Below are 22,231 nucleotides of genomic sequence, written 5' to 3'. Positions count from 1 at the left end.
AAAGATAAAATCGGAGCCTATACCTATGGCCGACATCCTTACCCCCGTCCTCGGCGAGTCCGTTTCCGAGGCCACCATTGCCAAGTGGACCAAGAAGCCCGGCGACGCCGTGAAGAAGGACGAGATCCTCGTCGAGCTGGAAACCGACAAGGTTTCGCTCGAAGTGGCTGCCCCCGCTGACGGCACCCTGACCGAAATCCTCGCCGGTGAAGGCGATACCGTCACCCCCGGTGCCGTGCTGGGCCGTATCGGCGCTGCCGGTGCCGCCGTCGCTTCTGCCCCGGCGGCTGCGCCTGCCGCGGCTCCGGCCCCCGCAGCTACGCCGGCTGCCGCCCCGGCGGCGGGTGCGGCCCTGCTCGACGTCAAGACCCCGGTGATGGGTGAGTCGGTGGCCGAAGGCGCCATCTCGCGCTGGGCCAAAAAGGTCGGCGAATCGGTGAAGAAGGACGAAATCCTCGTCGAGATCGAAACCGATAAGGTCGCCGTCGAAGTGGCCTCTCCGGCTGATGGCGTCATCGCCGAAATCGTCGCCGCAGACGGTGCGACCGTCACGCCGGGTCAGGTCATTGCCCGCATCGCCGCTGGCGCTTCGGCGGGTTCTGTGGCCGCTGCCCCTGCTGCCGCTCCGGCTCCGGCGGCTGCCCCCGCTGCGGCTCCGCAAAAGGCCTCTGAGCACCTGTCGCCCGCCGTTCAGCGCATCGTCTCCGAAACTGGCCTGAGCACCGCCGGCATCGCCGGTACGGGCAAGGACGGTCGCATCACCAAGGGCGACGCCCTGGCGGCCCTGGCTACCCCGGCGGCGGTCGCCGTGGCTCCGGTGGCCGCAGCCCCCTCCGCTCCGGTCGCCCCGCGTGAAGTCGGCCCGCGTGAAGAGCGCGTCAAGATGACCCGTCTGCGTCAAACCATTGCCCGTCGCCTGAAGGAGTCGCAAAATACTGCGGCTCAGCTCACCACCTTCAACGAAGTGGACATGTCCACCGTGATGAGCCTGCGCAACGCCTATAAGGACGTTTTTGAAAAGCGTCACGGTGTGAAGCTGGGCTTCATGTCCTTCTTCGCCAAGGCCGTCGTCGCTGCCCTGAAGGACATCCCGGCGCTCAACGCCGAAATCGATGGCACGGACATCATCTACAAGAACCACTACGACCTCGGCGTCGCCGTGGGTACGGAAAAGGGTCTGGTTGTGCCGGTCCTGCGTGACGTCGATGACCTGTCGCTGGCCGGTATCGAAAAGGGCATCGCCGCGCTGGGCAAGCAGGCGCGTGATGGCACCCTGTCGCTGGATCAGCTCCAAGGCGGCACCTTCACCATCACCAATGGCGGCATCTATGGCTCGCTGATGTCCACGCCGATCCTCAACATGCCGCAGGTCGGTATTCTGGGGATGCACGCCATCAAGGAACGCCCGATGGTCGTCAACGGTCAGATCGTCGCCCGCCCGATGATGTACCTGGCCCTGTCCTACGATCACCGCATCGTGGATGGCAAGGAAGCCGTGACCTTCCTCGTCCGCGTCAAGGAAGGGCTCGAAGACCCGCAACGTTTCGTCCTCGATGTGTAATTTCGCGTGAGGACGTGACCTATTGGAAAGCCGTTCCGTTCCACGGAGCGGCTTTTCTTTTTTTAGAGTCGTGGTTTATCCACAGGGGAACCTCATGCTGAAACGTCTTGTCCTGATCGTTATGGCCTTTAGCCTGAGCGGCTGTCTGACGCTTCAGCGCACCGAGACGGAGTACCCGCGCGCCGCGGACTATCAGCCGGTGGGTTTTCCCAATGTGCGCTTTTCGGCCACCGATCCCAACATTCCCGCCCGCCTCGAAGCCGATGCACGCAAGGACATGCAACTGAACGGGATGCAGCGCTTCGACGTGCTGGCCCTGTCCGGTGGCGGTGCAGACGGCGCCTTCGGGGCCGGGGTTCTGGCCGGATGGAGCAAACGCGGTGACCGCCCGCAGTTTCGCATGGTCACCGGCGTTTCAACGGGTGCTCTTATCGCGCCCTTCGCCTATCTGGGCCCCGCCTATGATGAGAAGCTGAAAGACGCCTATACCAGCGGCGTGGCCGACAGCCTGACCAGATCGCGCGGCCTGCTGTCGCTGTTCACACCGGGCGTTCTGGATTCCAAAGCCCTGTACGCGCTGGTCAGCACCTATGTCGATGAAACCATGGTGCGCGATATTGCCCGCGAACACCTCAAAGGGCGGCGCTTGCTGGTCGGCACGACCAATCTCGATGCCCAGACGGGCGTGCTGTGGGATCTGGGGGAAATCTCGGCCATTGCCGTCCGCGATGGCTCAGCCGGCAAGATGCGCGAGGCCATCGACCTGATCCGTCAGGTGCTGGTTGCCTCGTCTTCGGTCCCGGCTGCCTTCGCGCCGGTGATGATCACGGTCGAGCCGGTGCCGGGCGGGCACGGCGTGCCGACCGGTCCGCGTCCGTTTCAGGAAATGCACGTCGATGGCGGCGTGACTCTTCCCTTCTTCATCCTGCCCGAGTCCATGATGAACTGGACCGTGCCCAAAGGCCTGATCAGTGGCGGGCATATCTACGTCATCATCAACGGCAAGATTACGCCGCAACCTGCCATCACCCCTTACAATGCATTGGAAATCATGGGCCGCTCGCTCGACACCCTGACCAAGGCGCAGGCGCGCGGCACCCTCATCAGCCTCTATGCCTTCGCTCAGCGCAGCCAGATGGAGGTGTCCGAAGTGTCCCTGCCGGATGAATTTATCGAAGGCGGGCTCCTGGCCTTTGAAAAGGACTCCATGCGCCGCGTCTTCTATTACGGCTATCAGTTGGGGGCGTCGGACAAACTGTGGAAGCCAGACGCGCCAGCCAATTGAACCGGTCGCCCATTCGTGTTTTAGAGCATTCGTCGGCTCAGGTGAGACGCCGGATGGCTCTAATATTTTGTTGTGTCGCGCATTTGATTCCGAAAACCGTTGCACACTTTTCGGAATGCGCTTTAATAAAACCAAATATAATTATTCCTGTCAGGGGGAGTCTTCATGTCTGTTCTGTTCCGCGCGGCTGTGACCGCCACTGCCGCCTTTTGTCTGCTGGTGTCCCCGGTCGCGCAGGCCGCCACCAACAGCAAGGCGGGCACCTTTAACTCCGCCGCGTCGCGCAAGGCCTGGCCGCATATTCAGCGCGCCATGACCGGCGATATGGCCGACATGGCCGACAAGGCGACGGAGCTGAAAGCGGAATATGTGCTGTCTTACGGGCTGGCGCTGGAGATGGGGCGCGAACCGGTCAGCCTCACCAGCCTGCAAAAATCGCGCATTCAGAATGTGTTTCAGGACTTCCTGAACATGTACATCCGCAAATCTGACAATATCAAACTGGACGGCCGTGAAGAGGCCCTGCTGGGGCAGCCGGATTTCTGGATCATGGTGGCGCGTGAGCTGGGGCGGCCGCAAACCCTGGCCATGATGCGTGAAATCCCGCTGCCGGGCATGGATGGCATGTCGGGCAGCGGCGGCTCAGCCTTCTTCACCGGGGGCGGCGGCGTGGACAATCAGTTCAGCAAGGAAGACTATACGCTGAAAGGCGACAAGGTGCTGAACCGCTACATGGTTTATGCGTCGCAGTCCTGTGTCATCTATGCCCGCACGGCGCAACGCATGAAGCGCGTGCTGGCCATTCCGGCCTCGGAAACACCGCACCTGACGGCCGCGGCCTATAAGCAGACCTATGATACGGCGCTGATGCTCTACAAGGACGCCAACCGGCAGGGACCGCAGGCCTGCGGGTCGCGTGACTTCTATAATCAGGTCTTGACCTACGCCGACCGCAATATGGGGGGGCTGGAAAAGCTGAAGGCCGATCCGACATTGGCCGCCGCGGCCATCGGTGAAGGGGACACCCCCTCTCAGGCGAATAAGCCATAGGCAAGACCCGCCGCATGGGTTAAAACAGCGTTAACCCTGTTCTGCGGAGCGCCTGTCCATGAAGTACGTGCGTTGGTTTATCGCCCTGATTGTTGTGGCCTATGTCGGCTGGATCGCCTTTCCGGTCATCAAATCGGCCCTGACCCCAAGCTATGCACCGCAGGTTTCCATGCGGCAGGCCGATGTCGATACGCATGTCGGCGGGGCCAGTATCCTGAGCGCCGATGACTCCTACGGAGCCGATGTGACGGCCGTGCCCGCCGACTCCATTCAGGGCGAAACCGCCGTGGCCGCCATCGAGACGGACAACAAGCCGGTCATCTGGCTGTGGGGTGGGGTGATCGTCTTCTATCTGATCGCGGCGTTTCTGTTTGCCAAGGGCAATGTGCGTGCGGCTCTGGCCTATGGCGCGGCCTTTGTGGCCGACGTGGTGCTGACCTTCCTGACCAAGGGCGAGGCGGGATCGGGCCTGTTTGACCGTATCCTCGAAATCCTCTCAGGCTGGGACCCACGCTATACGCTGACCCTGGTGGCCATGGTGCTGGGCTTCATCATCCTGATGGCGCGCGGCCGTCCGTTGCCAAAGCGCCATCTGGCTTACGAAAACTAGCGTTTCCTCTCAAAATACCCACATAGGGCTTGACCCCCGCCGCTTGGAATTTTACGGCAGGGCAGGAAGTCTTATGCGCTAAATTAAGGGCCATCGCCATGTCTCAGGACCAAAGCTTCGACGTCGTCATCATCGGGGGCGGCCCCGGCGGCTACAATGCCGCTATCCGTGCCGGTCAACTGGGTCTCAAGACCGCCATCGTTGAATCGCGCGGCGTTCTGGGCGGGACCTGCCTGAACGTCGGCTGTATGCCGTCGAAGGCGCTGCTGCACGCTTCGGAACTGTTCGAAGCCGCTCAGCACGAATTCAAGACCATCGGCATCGAAGTCCCCGCGCCGACGCTCAACCTCGTCCAGATGATGAAGGCCAAGCAGGACAGCGTGACCGCCCTGACCAAGGGCATCGAATTCCTGATGAAAAAGAACAAGGTCACTTACCTGCCCGGCTTCGGCAAGATCGAAGGTCAGGGCAAGGTGTCGGTCACGGCGCAGGACGGTTCGGTCCAGCAGCTGACCACCAAAAACATCGTCATTGCCACGGGCTCCGAGCCGAGCCCGCTGCCGGGTGTCACCGTTGATCAGAAGCAGATCGTGGACTCGACCGGCGCCCTGTCGCTGCCGGCGGTGCCGAAGCACCTCGTCGTCGTGGGTGCCGGCATTATCGGCCTCGAACTCGGTTCGGTGTGGCGTCGCCTCGGCGCCAAGGTGACGGTGGTGGAATTCCTCGACCGCATCACGCCGGGCATGGACACCGAAGTCGCCACCGGCTTCCAGAAAATTCTGGCCAAGCAGGGCTTTACCTTCAAGTTGGGCACCAAGGTTACCGCCGCCAAGACGGGCGCGAACGGTGTAACCCTGTCGCTGGAAGCGGCCAAAGGGGGCAGCCCCGAAACCCTCGAAGCCGATGTGGTGCTGGTCGCCATCGGCCGTCGTCCGTTCACGCAAGGTCTGGGCCTCGAAAGCGTGGGCATCACCACCGATCAGCGCGGCTTCATTCCAACCAACCACTTCAAGACTGCGGCACCGGGCGTGTGGGCGATTGGTGACGTGATCACTGGCCCGATGCTGGCGCACAAGGCCGAAGAGGACGCCGTGGCGGCCATCGAGCTGATCGCCGGTAAGGCCGGTCATGTCGATTATGATCTTGTCCCGTCGGTCGTCTATACCTTCCCGGAAGTGGCCTGGGTCGGCAAGACCGAAGACCAGCTCAAAGCGGCGGGCGTGCAGTACAAGGTCGGCAAGTTCCCGTTCATGGCCAACAGCCGCGCCAAGATCAATCACGAGACCGATGGCTTCGTGAAGTTCCTGGCGGATGCCAGGACGGACCGCGTCTATGGCGTGCACATCATGGGCCCGCAGGCGGGTGAAATGATTGGCGAAGCCTGCGTGCTGATGGCGTTTGGCGGCGCTTCGGAAGACCTCGCGCGCATCTGCCATCCGCACCCGACCCGTTCGGAAGCCGTGCGTCAGGCGGCGATGGGCGTCGAAGGCTGGACGATGCAGGCGTAAACTGTTTTGGGGTTTGGGGCCTGCGGCCCCAAGTCTTCTCATTCAAACAAAAACCCCTTCGGTTTCGCCGAAGGGGTTTTTGTTTGAATAAAGGTTTGTGAGGCCACGGACGCCAAACCCCCACAACAGGTTTCAGCCCTTCGGATGCGCCGCCGCATAGGCGCTGAGCAGGCGTTCGGCATCGACCTGCGTGTATTTCTGTGTCGTGGACAAGGACGCATGGCCCAGCAGTTCCTGAATCGAGCGCAGGTCCGCCCCTGAGCCCAAGAGGTGCGTCGCAAACGAATGTCTGAGGGCGTGCGGCGTGGCGCGATCCGACAGGCCCAGCCGTGAGCGCAGATGCTGCACGCTCAGTTGCACATGGCGCGGGCTGAGCGGCCCGCCGCGCGGTGCGCGAAACAGCGCGTCCTCTGCTGTCAGCGTAAAGGGCTGGAGGCGCTTATAGGCGTCCACGGCCTCGCGCACGGCCTCAAGCACGGGCACCAGCCGCGTCTTGTTGCCCTTACCCACAATGCGCAGCGTCTCACCCAGCGGCGTGTCCTTGACCGTCAGCGACAGGGCTTCGGAAATGCGCAGACCGCAGCCATAGAGCAGCAGCAGTACGGCCCGGTCGCGTGCCGCCTCCCATTCGGCTTTGTCGGCATCCAGTTCGATCTCGGTCAAAAGACCCTGCGCCTGATCCTCATTCAGCGGGCGTGGCAGGCTGGTCTTCAGGCGCGGCCCCTGAGTGAGCGCCACCTGCGCATTGGCATAGCCCAGATGCAGATCAAGATAGCTGTGAAATGACTTGATGGCCGACAGGTGCTGCGCCAGAGACCGCGCCGATAAGGGCTCATCCTTGCCACGCAGATAGGCCATCCAGCCACGAATATCAGCAGAGGTCAGATGCGCCAGGTCGGTCAGGTCGATGTCAGCGCCTAACGCCTTGCGCAGATGGCCTATATAGAGGGCAAAGGCGTGGCCATAGGCTTCCAGCGTGCGCGGCGACACGCGCTTTTGCGCCTTGAGATACTGGAGCCATTGCAAACGGGCATCGTCGATGGTCATGCCTTCACTTTAGAAGGCAATCGTCACCAATTATTTACCTTGTACTTCGCCTCGATGTTGAACCAAAGAAAACGTATGGTGCGTTAGCGCCAGACTTTTCTTTGAGTTACAATACGGGCCAGCGTTCGGCGACGCGCTCAACGACGCGGGCGATAAAGGCGACCAGTTCGGCCCCCATGTCCGGGCTGAAACCTTCCCAGTCGGCAGAGCCGAAAGCGACCGCACCGGGCCGGCCTTCGCGCCACATGGCGGTGCGGATGACAGCGGCGGATTTGATGCGGCGAACCTCATCTCCGAACAGGGCGCGACACACCCCATCCGGCCCCAGCAGCGACAGACCGGTTTCACCGATAATATAGTCCACGCCGCCGTAATCGAGCGTCATCCAGCCCAGCGGAATGGGGGCCGTGTCTTCCAGCGCGATGGTGGCACAGACGAGGCCGAAGCGGTTGCGCACCTCTTCGTTGAGGCGGCGGGCCAGATCGGAATGGTTGCGCGCCTCCATCAGCGACAGGGCCATGGCGTGCGCCTGCCCCTGAGCGTCGAAATTGGCGCGGGCCGTCGCCTCGATCTGGCGGCGCATGTCAAAATCGCGTATGGCCTTGGCCTCCAGCCGCGAGAGAGCGGCCGGGCCGAAGTCGATCAGGTTGCGCGTTTTGGGCTGAAGCCCCAGCTTGTCCAGCAGTTCGCGATCCTGCTTCAGTTCCTGCACAAAGTCCGGCAGGAGACCGCGCAGGGTCTGGTAATCCATCAGGGCGGCGAGGCGCTCGGTCGTCGTCGGGTCGCGGAAATCTGAGGACATGTGGGCTATCGGGTGTGGTAAACGGCCGGTTAAACTTGGCGTTGACACAAGTGATGGCATAAAAAAGCCGTGGGGATGAGTCAATTCTATGGTTAATGCTTAAAATCTTATGGACAGTCCCGCCAACAGCCTGATCGAAGCCCCTGCCGTCGCGACCCGGCGGGCAAAGGTCGTGGTGCTGGCCCCCATGGACACGGCGCTCGACTACCTGATTCCGGACGATTTCGACCTCAGTGTGGGCGATCACGTGTGGGTGCCGCTGGGCCATGCCAAAGTGCGCGGCGTGGTGATCGAGCTGTACGACAGCGCCGAAGCCGCCAAGCTGAAACCCGTTGCTGCGCGCATCGACGACCCGCGCGTGCCGGAGGTGAGCCTGCGTTTCTGGCTGTGGGCGGCCGCCTGGACCCTGACCGCGCCGGGGACATTTCTCAAAGGCTGTTTGCAGGCGCTCAAGACCCCGAAGGCGCAGGCCCGTTATGGTTATGTACGCCGTGAGGTCGATGCGCTCAGACCGACCGCCAAACAGGCGCGCGTGCTGGAACTGGCTGTCCTGCCCCTGACGGCGGCGGAACTGGCGCAGGCGGCTGGGGTGACGCCGGGTGTGGTGCAGACGCTTGAAAAGAAGGGCTGGCTCGAAAAGGTCGAACTGAGCCGCGAAGGTTTCGCCGCCCCCGACCCGGATCATAAGGCGCCCAGCCTCAATGCCGATCAGGCCGCCGCCGACCACCTGCTGCGCAACGAATGGGAACGTCAGGGCTTTGCGCCGGTCCTGCTCGATGGTGTTACCGGTTCGGGCAAGACCGAGGTCTATCTCGAAAGCGTGGCGCGGGCCCTGCGCGATGATCCGACGGCTCAGGTGCTGGTTCTGCTGCCCGAAATTGCACTCACCACGGCGGTGATGGGGCGTCTGCAAAGCCGCTTTGGCGTGCCGCCGGTGCAGTGGCATTCGGCCGTGTCGGCCTCGCAGCGCCGTCGCATCTGGGACGGCGTGGCCACGGGGGAGGCGCGTCTGATCGTCGGGGCGCGGTCGGCCCTGTTCCTGCCCTATACGAATCTCAAACTCATCGTCATCGACGAAGAACACGATGGCTCCTACAAACAGGAAGAGGGTGTGCGCTATCAGGCCCGTGATCTGGCCGTCATGCGCGCCCATCGTGACGGCTTCATGGTGGTGCTGGCCTCGGCCACCCCGTCTCTGGAAACCCTGACCAATGCCCAGAAGGGCCGCTATCAGTGGGTGCGGCTGGAAAACCGCCACGGCACGGCGCAACTGCCGGATATTGCGCTGATCGACATGAAGGCCCATCCGCCGGAAAAGGGCTTCTGGCTGTCCGACCCGTTGGTGGGGGAGATACTGGCCACCCTGCAACGGCGCGAACAGGTGCTGTTGTTCCTCAATCGTCGTGGTTACGCGCCTCTGGTCCTGTGCCGGGCGTGCGGGGAGCGCCTGACCTCGCCCAAGACCGATTCGTGGCTGGTCGAACACCGGGCGACGGGGCGGCTGGTCTGCCACCTGACCGGCTTTTCGATGAAAAAGCCCGACCGTTGCCCCCATTGCGGCGCGCTCGACAGCCTGACCGCCATCGGGCCGGGGGTCGAACGTATCCTTGAGGAGGTGCAGGAACGCTTCCCGCAGGCGCGTGCCGAAATCTTCTCCTCGGACACCACGCCGGATGCCGACTCGTCGGCGGCCCTGATTAAGCGGGTGGAAAACCATGAGATCGACATTCTGATCGCCACGCAGGCCGCGGCCAAAGGGCACAACTTCCTCAATCTGACGCTGGTGGGCATTGTCGATGCCGATTTAGGCCTGAAGGGCGGTGATCTGCGCGCGGCGGAACGGACGTTTCAGCTTCTGGCGCAGGCCACCGGTCGCGCCGGTCGGGCCACCAAGCCGGGTCGTGCCCTGCTGCAAACCTACACGCCGGAGCATCCGGTGATGCAGGCCTTGCAGGCACAGGACCGCGAAGCCTTCTATGCCTATGAGCAGATGAGCCGCGACATCGCGCAATTTCCGCCCTTTGGTCGGCTGGGGGCGGTGATCCTGTCTGCCAAGGACAATGGCCTGCTCAACCGCTATGCGCGCGAACTGGCGCTCGCCATCCCCAATACCGAAGGCATAGACGTCTATGGTCCCGCCGATGCGCCTTTGAGCCTTGTGCGCGGTATGTGGCGTAAGCGGTTTCTCGTCCGGGCCGACCGCAACCGCGACCTTCAGGGCTTTATGAGCGCCTGGCTGAAAAGCCTGAAAGCCCCCAATGCCGTGCGCGTAGTGACCGATATCGAGCCGTACAGTTTCCTTTAATTACACCGACGGCTGGATGCGTCAGCATTTTCGGGCGTTGGTATCACGCATAAATAGCGGCACGGGGGCCATAGACGGCGCGTTCGTCATCCAGTCCCTTGTTGAGGTCCTGAAGCACCTTGTCGATCTCCTCCATATCCTTGCCGGAGGATTTGAAGGCTTCGACCGTGTCCTTGTCCACCTTCTGAAAGGCCAGTTTGATTTTGGCCGTTTCAAAAAGGTCCTTCACCACCTTCACCAGACCGCGCACCTGCTTCATGAAGTCATTGACCTCCATCAGCTCGCCCTCGGCGCGCTGACGTTCGGTCTTCACATAGGCTTCGGCAGCGCCCTTTATATCGGCAGGGGTCGGGATATAGGGCGCGGTCGCTTCGTCCGAGGCGTCCGTTTTGGTGGTCGCCTCCGCCGTTGTATCCTCCGTCACGGAGTCCGTGTCGTCGCTGACGGCGGCCTCTTCGGCAGGCTCCGTCGATTCGGTTTCAGCGGTCGATTCTGTCTCAGCGTCTGAGTCTGGAACAGGTTGGCTGGCCGCGCTCTGGGCCGCGCTGAAACCGCTGATATCCATGTCGTTACCGCCGGCCTTGGCATAGTCCTTCACGGCGGCCTTCAGTTCCTTCATCAGATTGGCCAGCATCTTGGCCATGATTTTCGGATCGCTCTTGCCCAGTTCCTTGATGATCTTCAGCCGTTCGACCAGTTGCATCACCTTGGCCTTGGCGCGGGCGCGCGCATCGTCGCGCGTCTTTTTGGGCATCTCATTCAGGGTGTCGGCCGCGGTTTTCTGTGCCTGCGCCTTCTGGGCCTTGGCCAGTTTCAGCCGGTCGTTCAGGTCGGTCAATGTGGCGGACGCGGTGTTCTGACCGCTGATGCCGGAGGTGCCAATATTCATCTGTTGAGCCTTCTGCTAACGCGGTTAGCTTAGCGGAACAGGCTTAACCGAGTGTTGAAGACGCAAAACGCCCCCGGCGGCGGGCCGGGGGCGCCATTCGCTGCGTTTACTCTGGCAATCAGATCTGCGGGTTGGGCGATTGCGCGGCTTTTTTCTTGTGCGCATTGCGCGACAGCATGTTGAGGCCTTCGACCATCGCCGAGAAGGCCATGGCGGCATAGATATAACCCTTCGGCACATGGACGCCGAAGCCTTCGGCGATCAGCACCGTACCGATCATCAGCAGGAAGCCGAGCGCCAGCATCACAACGGTCGGGTTCTTTTCGATAAAGTGGGCCAGCGGGTCCGAGGCCAGCAGCATGACCAGAACCGCGAACACGACCGCAATCATCATCACCGGCACGTGCTCGGTCATGCCGACCGCCGTCAGGATGGAATCGACCGAGAAGACCAGATCAAGCAGGATGATCTGCACGATGGCCGCCCCGGCAGTGTTGATGGTGGCGTTTTTGGCGTCCATCACGTCATGGGTCGGGGCGGGATCGACCGTGTGGTGGATTTCCTTGGTTGCCTTCCACACCAGAAACAGGCCCCCGGCGATCAGGATCATGTCCTTCCACGAGAAAGACGTCTCGAACATCGGCTCACCGTGTTCACCCACGGGCCCGACCAGCCCCAGATTGAACACCTCAGCCTTCAGGCCGATGATCCAGCCGATGGTCAGAAGCAGGCCCAGACGCATGATGAGCGCCAGCCCGATACCCAGGCGGCGGGTCTTCTGACGGTCCTGCTCCGGCAGTTTGTTGGACAGGATGGAGATAAAGACGAGGTTGTCGATGCCGAGCACGACCTCCATCACGATGAGGGTGATAAGGGCCGCCCAGACGGCGGGGTCAGACAAAAGGGCCATAAGGTCCATGAGAGCTTTCTCGGAAAAGGCTTAAAAACGATTGCGCTTAATAGACGCTGCGACGTAAGGCGGCAATGTTTCGCGTAACTGAGAAATCGATTGCGAAGGATAACATTCTTATCTTTTTGCGCTCAGGCGGCTGGTGGCTGAAAAAAGGCGACACGACCTGTGAACGGCGCATGGTCACAGAAAAGTGAAAAATGCTTTTTGGTTGGTTGCGGTGGGTCATACCCCATGCTAAGAGGCGCGCGGCTTGAAAGGCCGGTTGTTTTTGCGCGCCTGTTGTTTTTAGTGCGCCCCGCCGGCTCCCGGAAAAGCCCATTCCACTTATTTCTTTGGCTGGAAGTTATCGTGAGCGATATTTTTAGAGAAACAGAGGTCGGTGAGCGTTACGCCAAGGCCGTATTCGAACTGGCGGATGCCGCCGGTCAACTCGATGCGGTGCAGGCGGACCTCAAGACCCTGAAGGCGCTGCTGATCGAAAGCAAGGATCTGCGCCGTCTCGTTACCTCCCATGCCTTCAAGTCCGAAGACAAGCTGAAGGGCCTGACCGCTGTTCTCAACACGGCCACGCCGAACGCCCTGACGCTGAAAGCGCTGGGTTTGATGGCGCAGAATGGCCGTCTGGATCAGGTCTTTGGCCTCATCACCGCCTTCACCCGCTTGTACGATGCCAAGAAGGGTATCGTCTCGGCGGTCGTCACCTCTGCCACGGCCCTGACCGATGAGCAGGTGACCGGTCTTCAGGCCGCGCTGCGTACCGCGCTCGGTCAGGATCCTGTCCTCAGCCAGACGGTCGATCCGTCGCTGCTGGGCGGCCTCAAGGTTCGCGTCGGCTCGCGCCTGTTCGACGCTTCGCTTAAAACCAAACTCGACTCCCTTAAATTTGCCCTCAAGCGGGCGTAAGACGCCAAAAAGAGCATGCCAATGGACATTCGTGCTGCCGAGATTTCGGCCATCCTCAAAGCTCAGATTGCCGGTTTCGGCGAAGAAGCCGACGTTTCGGACGTCGGTTCGGTTCTGTCGGTCGGTGACGGTATCGCCCGCGTGCACGGCCTGGATCAGGTTCAGGCCGGTGAAATGGTCTCCTTCCCCAAGGCGGGCGTGAAGGGCATGGCCCTGAACCTCGAAAAGGACAATGTCGGCGTCGTTATCTTCGGCGAAGACCGCGAAGTGCGCGAAGGCGACGAAGTGCGCCGTCTCGGCGAAATCGTTCAGGTGCCGGTCGGCAAGGGCCTTCTGGGCCGCGTCGTCAACCCGCTGGGTGAGCCGATCGACGGCAAGGGCCCGATCGAAGCGACGGAATTCCGCCGCGTGGACGTCAAGGCCCCCGGCATCATCCCGCGTAAGTCGGTGCACGAGCCCGTGCAGACCGGCATCAAGGCCATCGACACCCTGATCCCCGTCGGCCGTGGCCAGCGCGAGCTGATCATCGGTGACCGTCAGACCGGCAAGACCGCTGTCGCCATCGACGCCATCCTGAACCAGAAGGCCGCTAACGCCGGCACCGACGAGTCGGCCAAGCTGTACTGCATCTACGTCGTTATCGGCCAGAAGCGCTCGACCGTCGCCCAGATCGTCAAGTCGCTGGAAGAAAACGGCGCGCTCGACTACACCATCATCGTCGCCGCTACGGCGTCGGAACCGGCCCCGCTGCAATATCTCGCGCCGTTCGCCGGCTGCGCCATGGGTGAGTTCTTCCGCGACAACGGCATGCACGGCCTGATCATCTATGACGATCTGTCGAAGCAGGCCGTTGCCTATCGTCAGATGTCACTGCTGCTGCGCCGTCCGCCGGGCCGCGAAGCCTATCCGGGCGACGTCTTCTATCTGCACTCGCGCTTGCTGGAACGCGCCGCGAAGCTGAACGACGAAAACGGCGCCGGTTCGCTGACCGCCCTGCCGATCATCGAAACCCAGGCCAACGACGTGTCGGCCTACATCCCGACCAACGTGATCTCGATCACCGACGGTCAGATCTTCCTCGAAACCGACCTCTTCTATCAGGGCATCCGTCCGGCCGTGAACGTCGGTCTGTCGGTGTCGCGCGTGGGTTCGGCGGCTCAGATCAAGGCGATGAAACAGGTTGCCGGTTCGATCAAGGGCGACCTGGCCCAGTATCGCGAAATGGCCGCCTTCGCCAAGTTCGGTTCGGACCTCGACGCCGCGACGCAGCGCCTGCTGGCCCGTGGCGCGCGCCTGACCGAGCTTCTGAAGCAGCCGCAATATTCGCCGCTGAAGGTCGAAGAGCAGGTGGCGGTGATCTATGCCGGTACGCGCGGCTACCTCGACAAGGTCGCGGTGGGCGATGTCGGCCGCTTCGAGCGTGAGTTCCTGTCGCTGCTGCGCGGCAAGCACGTCGATCTTCTGACCGCCATCCGCGAGAAGAAGGCCCTGACGCCGGAGCTGGAAGAGCAGTTGAAGGCCATCGTGGCCGACTACGCCGCCAACTTCGCTTAATAAACCTCCTCCCCTGCGCGAGCGGGGGAGCGGGGCGGCCCTGCCGTGGCCAGCTTGTCTGGCCGGAAGGGCTCCCCCCGAATAATAGGGACTTTTCATGGCAAGTCTTAAGGACATGCGCAATCAGATCGGAAGCGTGAAAGCCACGCAGAAGATCACCAAGGCCATGCAAATGGTCGCCGCCGCCAAGCTCAAGCGGGCTCAGGATGCGGCGGAAAACGCGCGCCCCTATGCCAAGCGTATGGCCTCGGTCATCGCCAACCTCGCCAAGGGCGTGTCGGGTGATGCCGCGCCGCTGCTGCTGGCCGGTACGGGTTCGACGCAAAAGCACCTCGTGGTCGTAGCCACGGCTGACCGCGGTCTGGCCGGTGGCTTCAACTCCGCCATTGCCCGCGCCGCGCGTGACCACATCCGTGCGCTGCTGGCCGAAGGCAAGACGGTGCGTGTGATCACCGTGGGCCGTAAGGGCCGCGATCAGCTCAAGCGTCTGTTCGGCGAGCTGTTCGTCGAAAGCTTCGAGCTGGGCAAGGCTTTGGACCTCACGACAGTTCAGCCCATCGCCGAAGCCATCTTCAAGGAATTCGACGAAGGCCGCGCCGACGTCGTGACCCTTTTCTACAGCCAGTTCAAGTCGGTGATCTCTCAGGTCCCGGCGGCGAAGCAACTGATCCCGGCTCAGATCGAAGCCTCTGCCGAAGATACCTCCGGTGGCGCGGTCTATAGCTACGAGCCGTCGGAAGAAGAGATTCTCGAAACCCTGCTGCCGCGTAATCTGACGGTTCAGATCCTGTCGTCGCTTCTGGAAAACAATGCGGGCTTCTATGCCTCCCAGATGAGCGCCATGGACAATGCGACGCGCAATGCGGGCGAGATGATTAACGCGCTCAATCTTCAATACAACCGTAAACGTCAGGCCCAGATCACGACCGAACTGATCGAGATCATCGCCGGTGCCGAAGCTCTCTAAGGACACTCCCATGACCGCTCATCAGCAAATTACGGCCGGTAAGGGCCGCATCTCTCAGGTCATCGGCGCCGTCGTCGATGTCGAGTTCGACGGCAACCTGCCGGCCATCCTGAACGCGCTTGAAACCACCAACACCGCCTCCGGCGCGCGACTGGTGCTCGAAGTCGCTCAGCACCTCGGCGAAAACGCCGTGCGCACCATCGCCATGGACGCCACCGAAGGTCTGGTCCGCGGTCAGGAAGTCACCGACCTCGGTGCCCCGATCACCGTGCCGGTCGGCCCGGCGACGCTCGGCCGCATCATGAACGTTATCGGCGAGCCGATCGACGAAGCCGGTCCGATCGAAACCACCTATTTCAACCCGATCCACGCCGACGCTCCGGCCTTCGAAGATCAGGCTACGGCGGCTGAAATCCTCGTCACCGGCATCAAGGTCATCGACCTGATCTGCCCCTATGCCAAGGGCGGCAAGATCGGCCTGTTCGGCGGTGCCGGCGTTGGCAAGACCGTGACTATTCAGGAACTGATCAACAACATCGCCAAGGCCTATGGCGGTTATTCGGTGTTCGCAGGCGTCGGTGAACGTACCCGCGAAGGCAACGACCTCTATCACGAAATGATCGAGTCGAAGGTGAACGAGCACGGCGGTGGCGGCAATTCGCGCTGCACCCTCGTCTATGGTCAGATGAACGAGCCTCCCGGCGCGCGTGCCCGCGTCGCCCTGACCGGTCTGGCTCAGGCCGAGTACTTCCGCGATCAGGAAGGCAAGGACGTGCTGTTCTTCGTGGACAACATCTTCCGCTTCACGCAGGCCGGTTCGGAAGTGTCGGCTCTGCTGGGCCGTATTCCGTCGGCCGTGGGTTATCAGCCGACGCTCGCCACCGAAATGGGCAAGCTGCAAGAGCGCATCACCTCGACCAAGAAGGGCTCGATCACCTCGGTTCAGGCCGTGTACGTGCCCGCCGACGACCTGACCGACCCGGCGCCCGCCACGTCGTTCGCCCACCTCGACGCCACGACCGTTCTGTCGCGATCGATCGCCGAACAGGGCATCTATCCGGCCGTTGACCCGCTCGACTCGACCTCGCGTATCCTTGATCCGCGCATCGTTGGTGAAGAGCACTATCAGGTCGCCACGCGCGTTCAGGAAATCCTGCAACAGTACAAGGCCCTGAAGGACATCATCGCCATCCTCGGCATGGACGAACTGTCGGAAGAAGACAAGCTGATCGTGGCCCGCGCCCGTAAGATCCAGCGCTTCCTGTCGCAGCCCTTCCACGTGGCTGAAATCTTCACCGGCACGCCAGGCGTGCTGATGAAGATCGAAGACACCATCAAGGGCTTCAAGGGTCTGTGCAACGGTGACTACGACCACCTGCCGGAAGCGGCCTTCTACATGGTCGGCGGCATCGAAGAAGCCATCGCCAAGGCCGAGCGTCTGGCGGCGGAAGCCTAAGCACTTCACTTGAAAATCACGGGCTTTGCCCGCCGACTTTCAAGTGGGATCAACAAGGTGAAAATTTTCTAGGGGCGGCCCGTCGAAAATTTTCTCATTTAGGTAAAGGGTGAGCCGCTAAGGCGGCCCACCGATTAAGGGACGCCGGATATGGCTGACAAACTTCACGTTTCGCTGGTGACCCCGGAAAAGGAACTCTTTGCCGGTGACGTCGATCAGGTCATCGCGCCGGGTTCCGAAGGTGAATTCGGCGTTCTGGCGGGCCACGCGCCGCTGATGACGACTCTGACCGAAGGCACGGTGACTATCCTCAACGGCGACCAGAAGCGCATGTTTCAGGTCATCGGCGGCTTCGCGGATGTCAATGCCGAAGGCATCACCATCCTAGCTGAACGCGCCGAGGAATATGTCGAAACGGTCCACTAAACCGTTCTGACAAGCCACTATAAAAAACCCCGTCGGATCGCTCCGGCGGGGTTTTTGCTTAATTATAACCAAGGGTCATTTTTCAATGACCCTTGCTATCAGGCTCTGGCGCGCTGATCGAGATTGCGGAGGAAGTCGATAGAACGGCTGACCTCGGACATGCCCTCGTGGTGTTCTTCGACGACGTGGTTGAGCCCGCCCAGCGTGCGTTCGATATGGCCACTCTGGGCGAAGATGTCCTCGATATGGGCGACCGTGTCGCGATAGCGCTGGCTTTCCTCGCCGAACTGCGTGCGCGTCGCTTCGATGATACCGCCCAGTTGCTGAAGCGAGGCCTCGATGCCGCCGATGGCCGATTGCGTATGGGTCAGGGCCGACTTGGTATCGCTGGCCAGTTTCTTGACCTCGCCCGCCACCACCGAAAAGCCGCGTCCGGCTTCTCCGGCGCGCGCCGCTTCAATTGTGGCGTTAAGCGCCAGCAGATTGGTCTGAGAGGTAATGGAATCGATGACCGACAGGACCTGACGCAGGTTCGACAGGGCGGTGTTCAGCGTACTGAACTCCTGCGACAATTGTTCGGTGTGATTATCCTGACCGGCCACGGCGCGGCGATCGCTGTCCATCGCGTGTTTGATGCCGTCCATTACCTTACCCACGTCCCCGATCTCAGTCAGGGCGGACTCGATCTTGCCGGTCAGTCCGACGTGCTGGGCGATGGTGTCTATAACGCCGGTGCGTAGCTTGTTGAGGATTTCGGCGCGATTGAGCTTGCAGCGGGCGAAATAGTTGACGAAGCGCGCATAGTGGATCGGGAAGTTATCGATAAACGCATCCTGATAGGCGGCCTGCCCCACATCGAAAAAGACGATGGCGCTGAGGGTCTGGTTGATATTGATGCCGAACAGTTCCCCGAAGGTCGAAAACCCGGCCACCGGGGCGGGCCAGATGCCACCCGTCTGGCTGAGGCGGTTGTCATTGGTCACCCGGCGCAGGATGCAGTCATTGAGAAGCGCCCCGACAGGTTTGGGCTTGTCGCGCAGGAACTGCGCCACATCCTTGCGCGTCTGCTCCACAAAGTCGGTGGTTTCCAGCAGGATCAGCTCGTCGCCCGACCCGACATCGCAGTAGAAGGTCACGCTGCCGCTGTCGAAGTCGATCTGCGCCACCGAGCGCACGAACAGCTCGCCATCGATTTCTATACCGAAGGCGCGGCCTTCCAGCGTCTTTTGCAATTCCGACGGCTTGATACGCAGGGATTGGCACAGAGCCTCGACAAAGGGCACCACCTGATTGCGCTGCGAATCATAGATGGCGCTGACCGTGCGCTTGTTGGGGTCGGCATCGACCACCACAAAGGCCGGTCCGATCTTGCGGAAATTCTGACTTTTCAACACGCCATAGCGCTTGCCCGGCGCCATATGCACCAAGGCGAAGACCGCATGGTTTTCCAGCACGCGTTGCCCGTCAAACAGGCATGTCTTCTGAAAGTCCATCTTGCCGCCGGCGGATCCGCCGACAAACAGACAGGGGAAGCGCCCGCTCTTATAGACGGCTTCCATGAAATAGCTTTCCGACAGCGAGGCACCGTCCACAAAGGTCAGGGCGAAGGTCTTCTGCGCGCTGATACGTGCAGTGACGGGCAAGCGGTTCAGGGCCTCGGCGATTTTGTCCACCCGTTCGGCGCGCGACAGTGTGGCCTGTCCTTTGCGGATGTCATCGCAGTAGAGCGGCACGCTGTGCAGGCTGACCCCATCCATTAGATCCGGTGAAAAGGCCTGAATGACCACATTGTCCCAATCATTGCCCGCTGGACAATAAAGGGCTTCGCCGTTCTGGGCGCACAGTTCACCGGCAGAGGTGGAAACGATCAGCGGCGCGTCACCGGCAAGGTTTTTGAGGCGGCGGCAGACCTCGTCGAAGGCGATGTGCGGCGATACGAAGGCCAGCACCAGAGCCGCGGGTCGTGCCCCGAAGCGGAGCTGTTCGGGGGTGATCTGGTTGAGGCGGCTGTCGCTGCGCAGAATGCGGATGGCTTCTGAAGGCAGGCTGGACGGCGGTGGCGCGGCCGCCTCAAGGATCGGCTCAGGCGCGCGCTGCGCCGCAGTGACATTTTTTTTGAAAAACATGAGGCACTTCCCTGATCAGAACGCTTTTGGGCGTATCCTGTGCCTCAGATCATAAACAAAGGTTAACAGTGTTATCTGTAGCGGTACGCCCGCACCTGTTTGCCGGGCTGGCGCACCGCTTTATGCTTATATTATTGATAATAATGAATTATTGTGTGCCGCATTTTGCGACAGACCGTCGCAGGGGGCTATTCCACGCCTTCGACGACGACCATGTTGAATTCGGCGGCGTTCAGGCGGTGTTCGCGGGCGGCCTGATATTCCGGCGAGTGATAATAGCCGAGCGCCGCCTCATAGGAGGGGAATTCCAGCACCACGACGCGCGGGAAGCCTTCGCCTTCCAGCACCTGCGAGCGGCCACCGCGCGCCAGCGGCGTCATGTTGAACGCTTCGGCGGGCGCTTTGGTCCCAGCGCCGTATTTGGCGTAGGATTCGGGGTCGGTGACCTTGGCCTGAGCGATGATATAGGCTTTGGGCATGGGGGAGGCTCCTCGATTTTGGGTTGGATGCGTCCCGGTTAGCAAGAATTTCCACAAAAGCCTACATTTTAACGGGCTTTGGGACTATATAGCGGCCAAAGGCTCGCGCCCGAAAGTGGATGTCCGGTTTTGGGCCAACCGCGAGCCGTCTGACACATGACGCGCCCCTTTCTCAAGATGAACGGCCTCGGCAACGATTTCGTGGTCGTCGATGCCCGCCACACCCCTTTCAGCCCCTCCGCCGCTCAGGTGAAGGCGTGGGGGGATCGTGTGTCCGGCATCGGCTTCGATCAGTTGATCTCGATCGAGGGTTCGGCATCGGGTGACGCCTTCATGCGGGTATGGAATTCCGATGGTGGTACGGTGGAAACCTGCGGCAATGCCTTGCGTTGCGTGAGTTGGTATCTTGACCGCGACACCCCCGGTGCCGACCTTCGCATTGACACCCTGGGTGGGGCGACGACAGCGAAGGTGCTGGAGCGCGATGCGAAAACCGGTATGGCCAGCGTCGATATGGGCGCGCCGCGACTCGACTGGACGCAGATTCCTTTGTCGGAAGAGATGAACACCGAACGGCTGGAGCTTCAGGTCGGGCCGATCGATGCGCCGCTTTATCACACGCCGTGCGCCGTCTCGATGGGTAATCCGCACGTGGTCTTCTTTGTTGAAGACGTGGCGGCGGTCGATGTCGAACGCACGGGCAGCCTGATCGAAAACCATCCCTTATTTCCGGAAGGGGTGAATGTTGAGTTTGCGCAGGTCATCGACCGCAACGCCATCCGTATGCGGGTGTGGGAACGCGGGGCCGGTATCACCAGGGCCTGCGGCACCGGGGCGTGCGCCACGCTGGTCGCCTGCGCGCGACGCGGCCTGAGCGACCGCCACGCCACGGTCATTATGGATGGCGGCCCGCTGCACATCCTGTGGCGTCAGGCGGATGATCACGTCATCATGACGGGCCCGGTCGAGGTCGAATTCGAAGGCCAGCTCAATGGCTGATGGTCACACTCACCCTCACGAAGAGGTTCCCGCCGAACCACCCACCACACCCACGGGCGTGACGTCGGGTGTCGAGGTGGTGACTTTCGGCTGCCGCTTGAACTCCTATGAGTCCGAGCAGATTCGCAAGGTTGCCGCCGAAGACGGGCTGGATGGGGCCATCATCTTCAACACCTGTGCCGTGACCGGTGAAGCCGTGCGTCAGGCGCGTCAGGCCATCCGCCGCGCACGCAAGGAAAACCCGGAAGCGCGCCTGATCGTCACCGGCTGCGCGGCGCAAACCGATCCTGACACCTTTGCCACCATGGGTGAGGTCGATTTCATCATCGGCAATGGTGACAAGGCCAAGGCCGGCGCCTATGCGCTGCGGCCCGACTCGGCGCGCATTGCGGTCAACGACATCTTTTCGGTGCGTGAAACCGCCGGTCACCTGATCGACGGACTAAAGGACCGCGCCCGCGCCTATGTCGAGGTGCAAAACGGCTGCGATCACCGCTGCACCTTCTGCATCATCCCCTATGGACGCGGCAATTCGCGCTCTGCGGCGGCGGGTGATGTCGTGGGACAGATTTCGCGGCTGGTCGCCGAAGGCTATAATGAGGTGGTGCTGACGGGGGTCGATCTCACCTCCTGGGGTAATGACCTGCCGGGTCAGCCGCAACTGGGGCATCTGGTGGCGCGTATCCTTAAGCACGTACCGGACCTTAACCGTCTGCGCCTCTCGTCTATTGATGCCGCGGAAATCGACGACACCCTGCTGCGCCTGTTTGCCGAAGAAGAACGGCTGGCCCCCTATCTGCACCTGTCCTTGCAGCACGGCGATGACCTGATCCTCAAGCGCATGAAGCGTCGCCACCTGCGCGATGACGCCATCAAACTGGTGGAGCAGGTGCGCGCGTTGCGCCCGGATGTGGCCTTCGGGGCCGATATGATTGCGGGTTTCCCGACCGAAAGCGAGGCGCACTTTGCCAATTCGCTGGCGCTTGTCGATGAGTGCGATCTGGCCTTCCTGCACGTCTTCCCCTACAGCCCGCGCCCGCAGACCCCGGCGGCGAAAATTCCGCAATTGCCGCGCGCCCTGATCAAGGATCGCGCCGCCCGCCTGCGTGGCAAGGCGGCGGAGGCCCTGACGCGGCACCTCGATAAGCAGGTGGGGCGCGAGGTGTCGGCTGTCGTCGAAAAGCCCGGCTTTGCCCGCGCAGCGGACTTTACCGAGGTGCTGTTCGAGGGAGATGCGCCAGAGAAAGTAAAGGTCGGGGGTATTGCCTCTTTGCGGATTACCGGCCATGACGGAAAACGCGCGCGGGCTGTGCTGATATAGCCCCTCACCCCGACCCTCTCCCGTATTCGG

General features: G+C 61.7%; 19 protein-coding genes. 13 read left to right on the top strand and 6 right to left on the bottom strand.

Annotation, left to right across the window (positions count from 1 at the left end):
* The first annotated feature begins 25 nt into the window (after window positions 1–25).
* The 5 genes from odhB to lpdA all read left to right on the top strand — a co-directional run bounded on the left by odhB (window position 26) and on the right by lpdA (window position 6,014).
* A complete protein-coding gene (gene odhB, locus EM6_RS08475) occupies window positions 26–1,561 on the top strand; it encodes a 2-oxoglutarate dehydrogenase complex dihydrolipoyllysine-residue succinyltransferase (RefSeq protein ID WP_126421896.1) in 1,536 nt (511 codons plus the stop codon).
* 94 nt (window positions 1,562–1,655) lie between these two features.
* Window positions 1,656–2,846 (top strand): patatin-like phospholipase family protein, encoded by a 1,191-nt coding sequence (locus tag EM6_RS08470; RefSeq protein WP_126421894.1) that lies wholly within the window; start codon window positions 1,656–1,658, stop codon window positions 2,844–2,846.
* Window positions 2,847–3,011: 165 nt separating this feature from the next.
* Window positions 3,012–3,896: a hypothetical protein gene (locus tag EM6_RS08465; RefSeq protein WP_126421893.1), complete on the top strand. Its 885-nt coding sequence runs from the start codon at window positions 3,012–3,014 to the stop codon at window positions 3,894–3,896.
* Between the two features lie 58 nt (window positions 3,897–3,954).
* Window positions 3,955–4,506, top strand: coding sequence for a hypothetical protein (locus EM6_RS08460; RefSeq protein ID WP_126421891.1), 552 nt, complete (start codon window positions 3,955–3,957; stop codon window positions 4,504–4,506).
* Window positions 4,507–4,604: 98 nt separating this feature from the next.
* Window positions 4,605–6,014, top strand: a complete 1,410-nt coding sequence (gene lpdA / locus EM6_RS08455) for a dihydrolipoyl dehydrogenase (protein ID WP_126421889.1) — start codon at window positions 4,605–4,607, stop codon at window positions 6,012–6,014.
* 132 nt (window positions 6,015–6,146) lie between these two features.
* Here the strand turns inward: lpdA and EM6_RS08450 are convergent, their stop codons facing one another.
* On the bottom strand, window positions 6,147–7,061 hold the full coding sequence (locus EM6_RS08450; RefSeq protein ID WP_126421887.1) for a tyrosine recombinase XerC: 915 nt from the start codon (window positions 7,059–7,061) through the stop codon (window positions 6,147–6,149).
* Between the two features lie 106 nt (window positions 7,062–7,167).
* Window positions 7,168–7,863, bottom strand: coding sequence for a DUF484 family protein (locus EM6_RS08445; protein WP_232037030.1), 696 nt, complete (start codon window positions 7,861–7,863; stop codon window positions 7,168–7,170).
* Window positions 7,864–7,972: 109 nt separating this feature from the next.
* Here EM6_RS08445 and EM6_RS08440 point away from each other — a divergent pair, with 109 nt between their 5' ends.
* Window positions 7,973–10,168 carry a primosomal protein N' gene (locus EM6_RS08440; RefSeq protein WP_126421883.1) on the top strand — a complete coding sequence of 732 codons (2,196 nt, stop codon included), beginning with the start codon at window positions 7,973–7,975 and terminating at the stop codon, window positions 10,166–10,168.
* Between the two features lie 43 nt (window positions 10,169–10,211).
* On the opposite strand, the gene EM6_RS08435 is transcribed toward EM6_RS08440, so the two are convergent.
* The gene (locus EM6_RS08435; RefSeq protein ID WP_126421881.1) at window positions 10,212–11,057 is read right to left on the bottom strand and encodes a hypothetical protein; all 846 of its coding nucleotides are present in this window, start codon (window positions 11,055–11,057) and stop codon (window positions 10,212–10,214) included.
* A 118-nt stretch (window positions 11,058–11,175) separates the two neighbouring features.
* The gene (locus EM6_RS08430) at window positions 11,176–11,976 is read right to left on the bottom strand and encodes a TerC family protein (RefSeq protein WP_126421879.1); all 801 of its coding nucleotides are present in this window, start codon (window positions 11,974–11,976) and stop codon (window positions 11,176–11,178) included.
* 342 nt (window positions 11,977–12,318) lie between these two features.
* Between EM6_RS08430 and EM6_RS08425 the strand changes: the two genes are divergently transcribed.
* The 5 genes from EM6_RS08425 (at window position 12,319) to EM6_RS08405 (ending at window position 17,276) form a co-directional block, all read left to right on the top strand.
* On the top strand, window positions 12,319–12,873 hold the full coding sequence (locus EM6_RS08425) for a F0F1 ATP synthase subunit delta (protein WP_172961167.1): 555 nt from the start codon (window positions 12,319–12,321) through the stop codon (window positions 12,871–12,873).
* A gap of 21 nt (window positions 12,874–12,894) precedes the next feature.
* A complete protein-coding gene (gene atpA / locus EM6_RS08420) occupies window positions 12,895–14,427 on the top strand; it encodes a F0F1 ATP synthase subunit alpha (RefSeq protein ID WP_126421875.1) in 1,533 nt (510 codons plus the stop codon).
* 97 nt (window positions 14,428–14,524) lie between these two features.
* On the top strand, window positions 14,525–15,394 hold the full coding sequence (locus EM6_RS08415) for a F0F1 ATP synthase subunit gamma (RefSeq protein WP_126421873.1): 870 nt from the start codon (window positions 14,525–14,527) through the stop codon (window positions 15,392–15,394).
* A gap of 10 nt (window positions 15,395–15,404) precedes the next feature.
* Window positions 15,405–16,850 carry a F0F1 ATP synthase subunit beta gene (atpD, locus tag EM6_RS08410; protein WP_126421871.1) on the top strand — a complete coding sequence of 482 codons (1,446 nt, stop codon included), beginning with the start codon at window positions 15,405–15,407 and terminating at the stop codon, window positions 16,848–16,850.
* Window positions 16,851–17,000: 150 nt separating this feature from the next.
* Entirely contained in the window at window positions 17,001–17,276 is a 276-nt protein-coding gene (locus EM6_RS08405; RefSeq protein ID WP_013477796.1) for an ATP synthase F1 subunit epsilon, read from the top strand.
* Between the two features lie 98 nt (window positions 17,277–17,374).
* On the opposite strand, the gene EM6_RS08400 is transcribed toward EM6_RS08405, so the two are convergent.
* Window positions 17,375–19,402 carry a methyl-accepting chemotaxis protein gene (locus EM6_RS08400; RefSeq protein ID WP_126421869.1) on the bottom strand — a complete coding sequence of 676 codons (2,028 nt, stop codon included), beginning with the start codon at window positions 19,400–19,402 and terminating at the stop codon, window positions 17,375–17,377.
* Window positions 19,403–19,590: 188 nt separating this feature from the next.
* Window positions 19,591–19,881, bottom strand: a complete 291-nt coding sequence (locus EM6_RS08395; RefSeq protein ID WP_126421867.1) for a DUF1330 domain-containing protein — start codon at window positions 19,879–19,881, stop codon at window positions 19,591–19,593.
* A gap of 156 nt (window positions 19,882–20,037) precedes the next feature.
* Between EM6_RS08395 and dapF the strand changes: the two genes are divergently transcribed.
* Window positions 20,038–20,880 (top strand): diaminopimelate epimerase, encoded by an 843-nt coding sequence (gene dapF / locus EM6_RS08390; RefSeq protein WP_126421865.1) that lies wholly within the window; start codon window positions 20,038–20,040, stop codon window positions 20,878–20,880.
* Window positions 20,873–22,201 carry a tRNA (N(6)-L-threonylcarbamoyladenosine(37)-C(2))-methylthiotransferase MtaB gene (gene mtaB / locus EM6_RS08385; RefSeq protein ID WP_126421863.1) on the top strand — a complete coding sequence of 443 codons (1,329 nt, stop codon included), beginning with the start codon at window positions 20,873–20,875 and terminating at the stop codon, window positions 22,199–22,201. The genes dapF and mtaB overlap by 8 nt, the downstream gene beginning before the upstream one ends.
* Window positions 22,202–22,231 lie beyond the last annotated feature (30 nt).

Source organism: Asticcacaulis excentricus, from assembly GCF_003966695.1.
GTDB lineage: Bacteria > Pseudomonadota > Alphaproteobacteria > Caulobacterales > Caulobacteraceae > Asticcacaulis > Asticcacaulis excentricus_A.
This window is presented reverse-complemented; position numbering and strand designations above follow the sequence as displayed.

Coding starts and splice junctions, on each gene's coding strand:
- odhB (WP_126421896.1), top strand. CDS start 26: ATGGCCGACATCCTTACCCCCGTCCTCGGCGAGTCCGTTTCCGAGGCC.
- EM6_RS08470 (WP_126421894.1), top strand. CDS start 1,656: ATGCTGAAACGTCTTGTCCTGATCGTTATGGCCTTTAGCCTGAGCGGC.
- EM6_RS08465 (WP_126421893.1), top strand. CDS start 3,012: ATGTCTGTTCTGTTCCGCGCGGCTGTGACCGCCACTGCCGCCTTTTGT.
- EM6_RS08460 (WP_126421891.1), top strand. CDS start 3,955: ATGAAGTACGTGCGTTGGTTTATCGCCCTGATTGTTGTGGCCTATGTC.
- lpdA (WP_126421889.1), top strand. CDS start 4,605: ATGTCTCAGGACCAAAGCTTCGACGTCGTCATCATCGGGGGCGGCCCC.
- EM6_RS08450 (WP_126421887.1), bottom strand. CDS start 7,061: ATGACCATCGACGATGCCCGTTTGCAATGGCTCCAGTATCTCAAGGCG.
- EM6_RS08445 (WP_232037030.1), bottom strand. CDS start 7,863: ATGTCCTCAGATTTCCGCGACCCGACGACGACCGAGCGCCTCGCCGCC.
- EM6_RS08440 (WP_126421883.1), top strand. CDS start 7,973: ATGGACAGTCCCGCCAACAGCCTGATCGAAGCCCCTGCCGTCGCGACC.
- EM6_RS08435 (WP_126421881.1), bottom strand. CDS start 11,057: ATGAATATTGGCACCTCCGGCATCAGCGGTCAGAACACCGCGTCCGCC.
- EM6_RS08430 (WP_126421879.1), bottom strand. CDS start 11,976: ATGGACCTTATGGCCCTTTTGTCTGACCCCGCCGTCTGGGCGGCCCTT.
- atpA (WP_126421875.1), top strand. CDS start 12,895: ATGGACATTCGTGCTGCCGAGATTTCGGCCATCCTCAAAGCTCAGATT.
- EM6_RS08415 (WP_126421873.1), top strand. CDS start 14,525: ATGGCAAGTCTTAAGGACATGCGCAATCAGATCGGAAGCGTGAAAGCC.
- atpD (WP_126421871.1), top strand. CDS start 15,405: ATGACCGCTCATCAGCAAATTACGGCCGGTAAGGGCCGCATCTCTCAG.
- EM6_RS08405 (WP_013477796.1), top strand. CDS start 17,001: ATGGCTGACAAACTTCACGTTTCGCTGGTGACCCCGGAAAAGGAACTC.
- EM6_RS08400 (WP_126421869.1), bottom strand. CDS start 19,402: ATGTTTTTCAAAAAAAATGTCACTGCGGCGCAGCGCGCGCCTGAGCCG.
- EM6_RS08395 (WP_126421867.1), bottom strand. CDS start 19,881: ATGCCCAAAGCCTATATCATCGCTCAGGCCAAGGTCACCGACCCCGAA.
- dapF (WP_126421865.1), top strand. CDS start 20,038: ATGACGCGCCCCTTTCTCAAGATGAACGGCCTCGGCAACGATTTCGTG.
- mtaB (WP_126421863.1), top strand. CDS start 20,873: ATGGCTGATGGTCACACTCACCCTCACGAAGAGGTTCCCGCCGAACCA.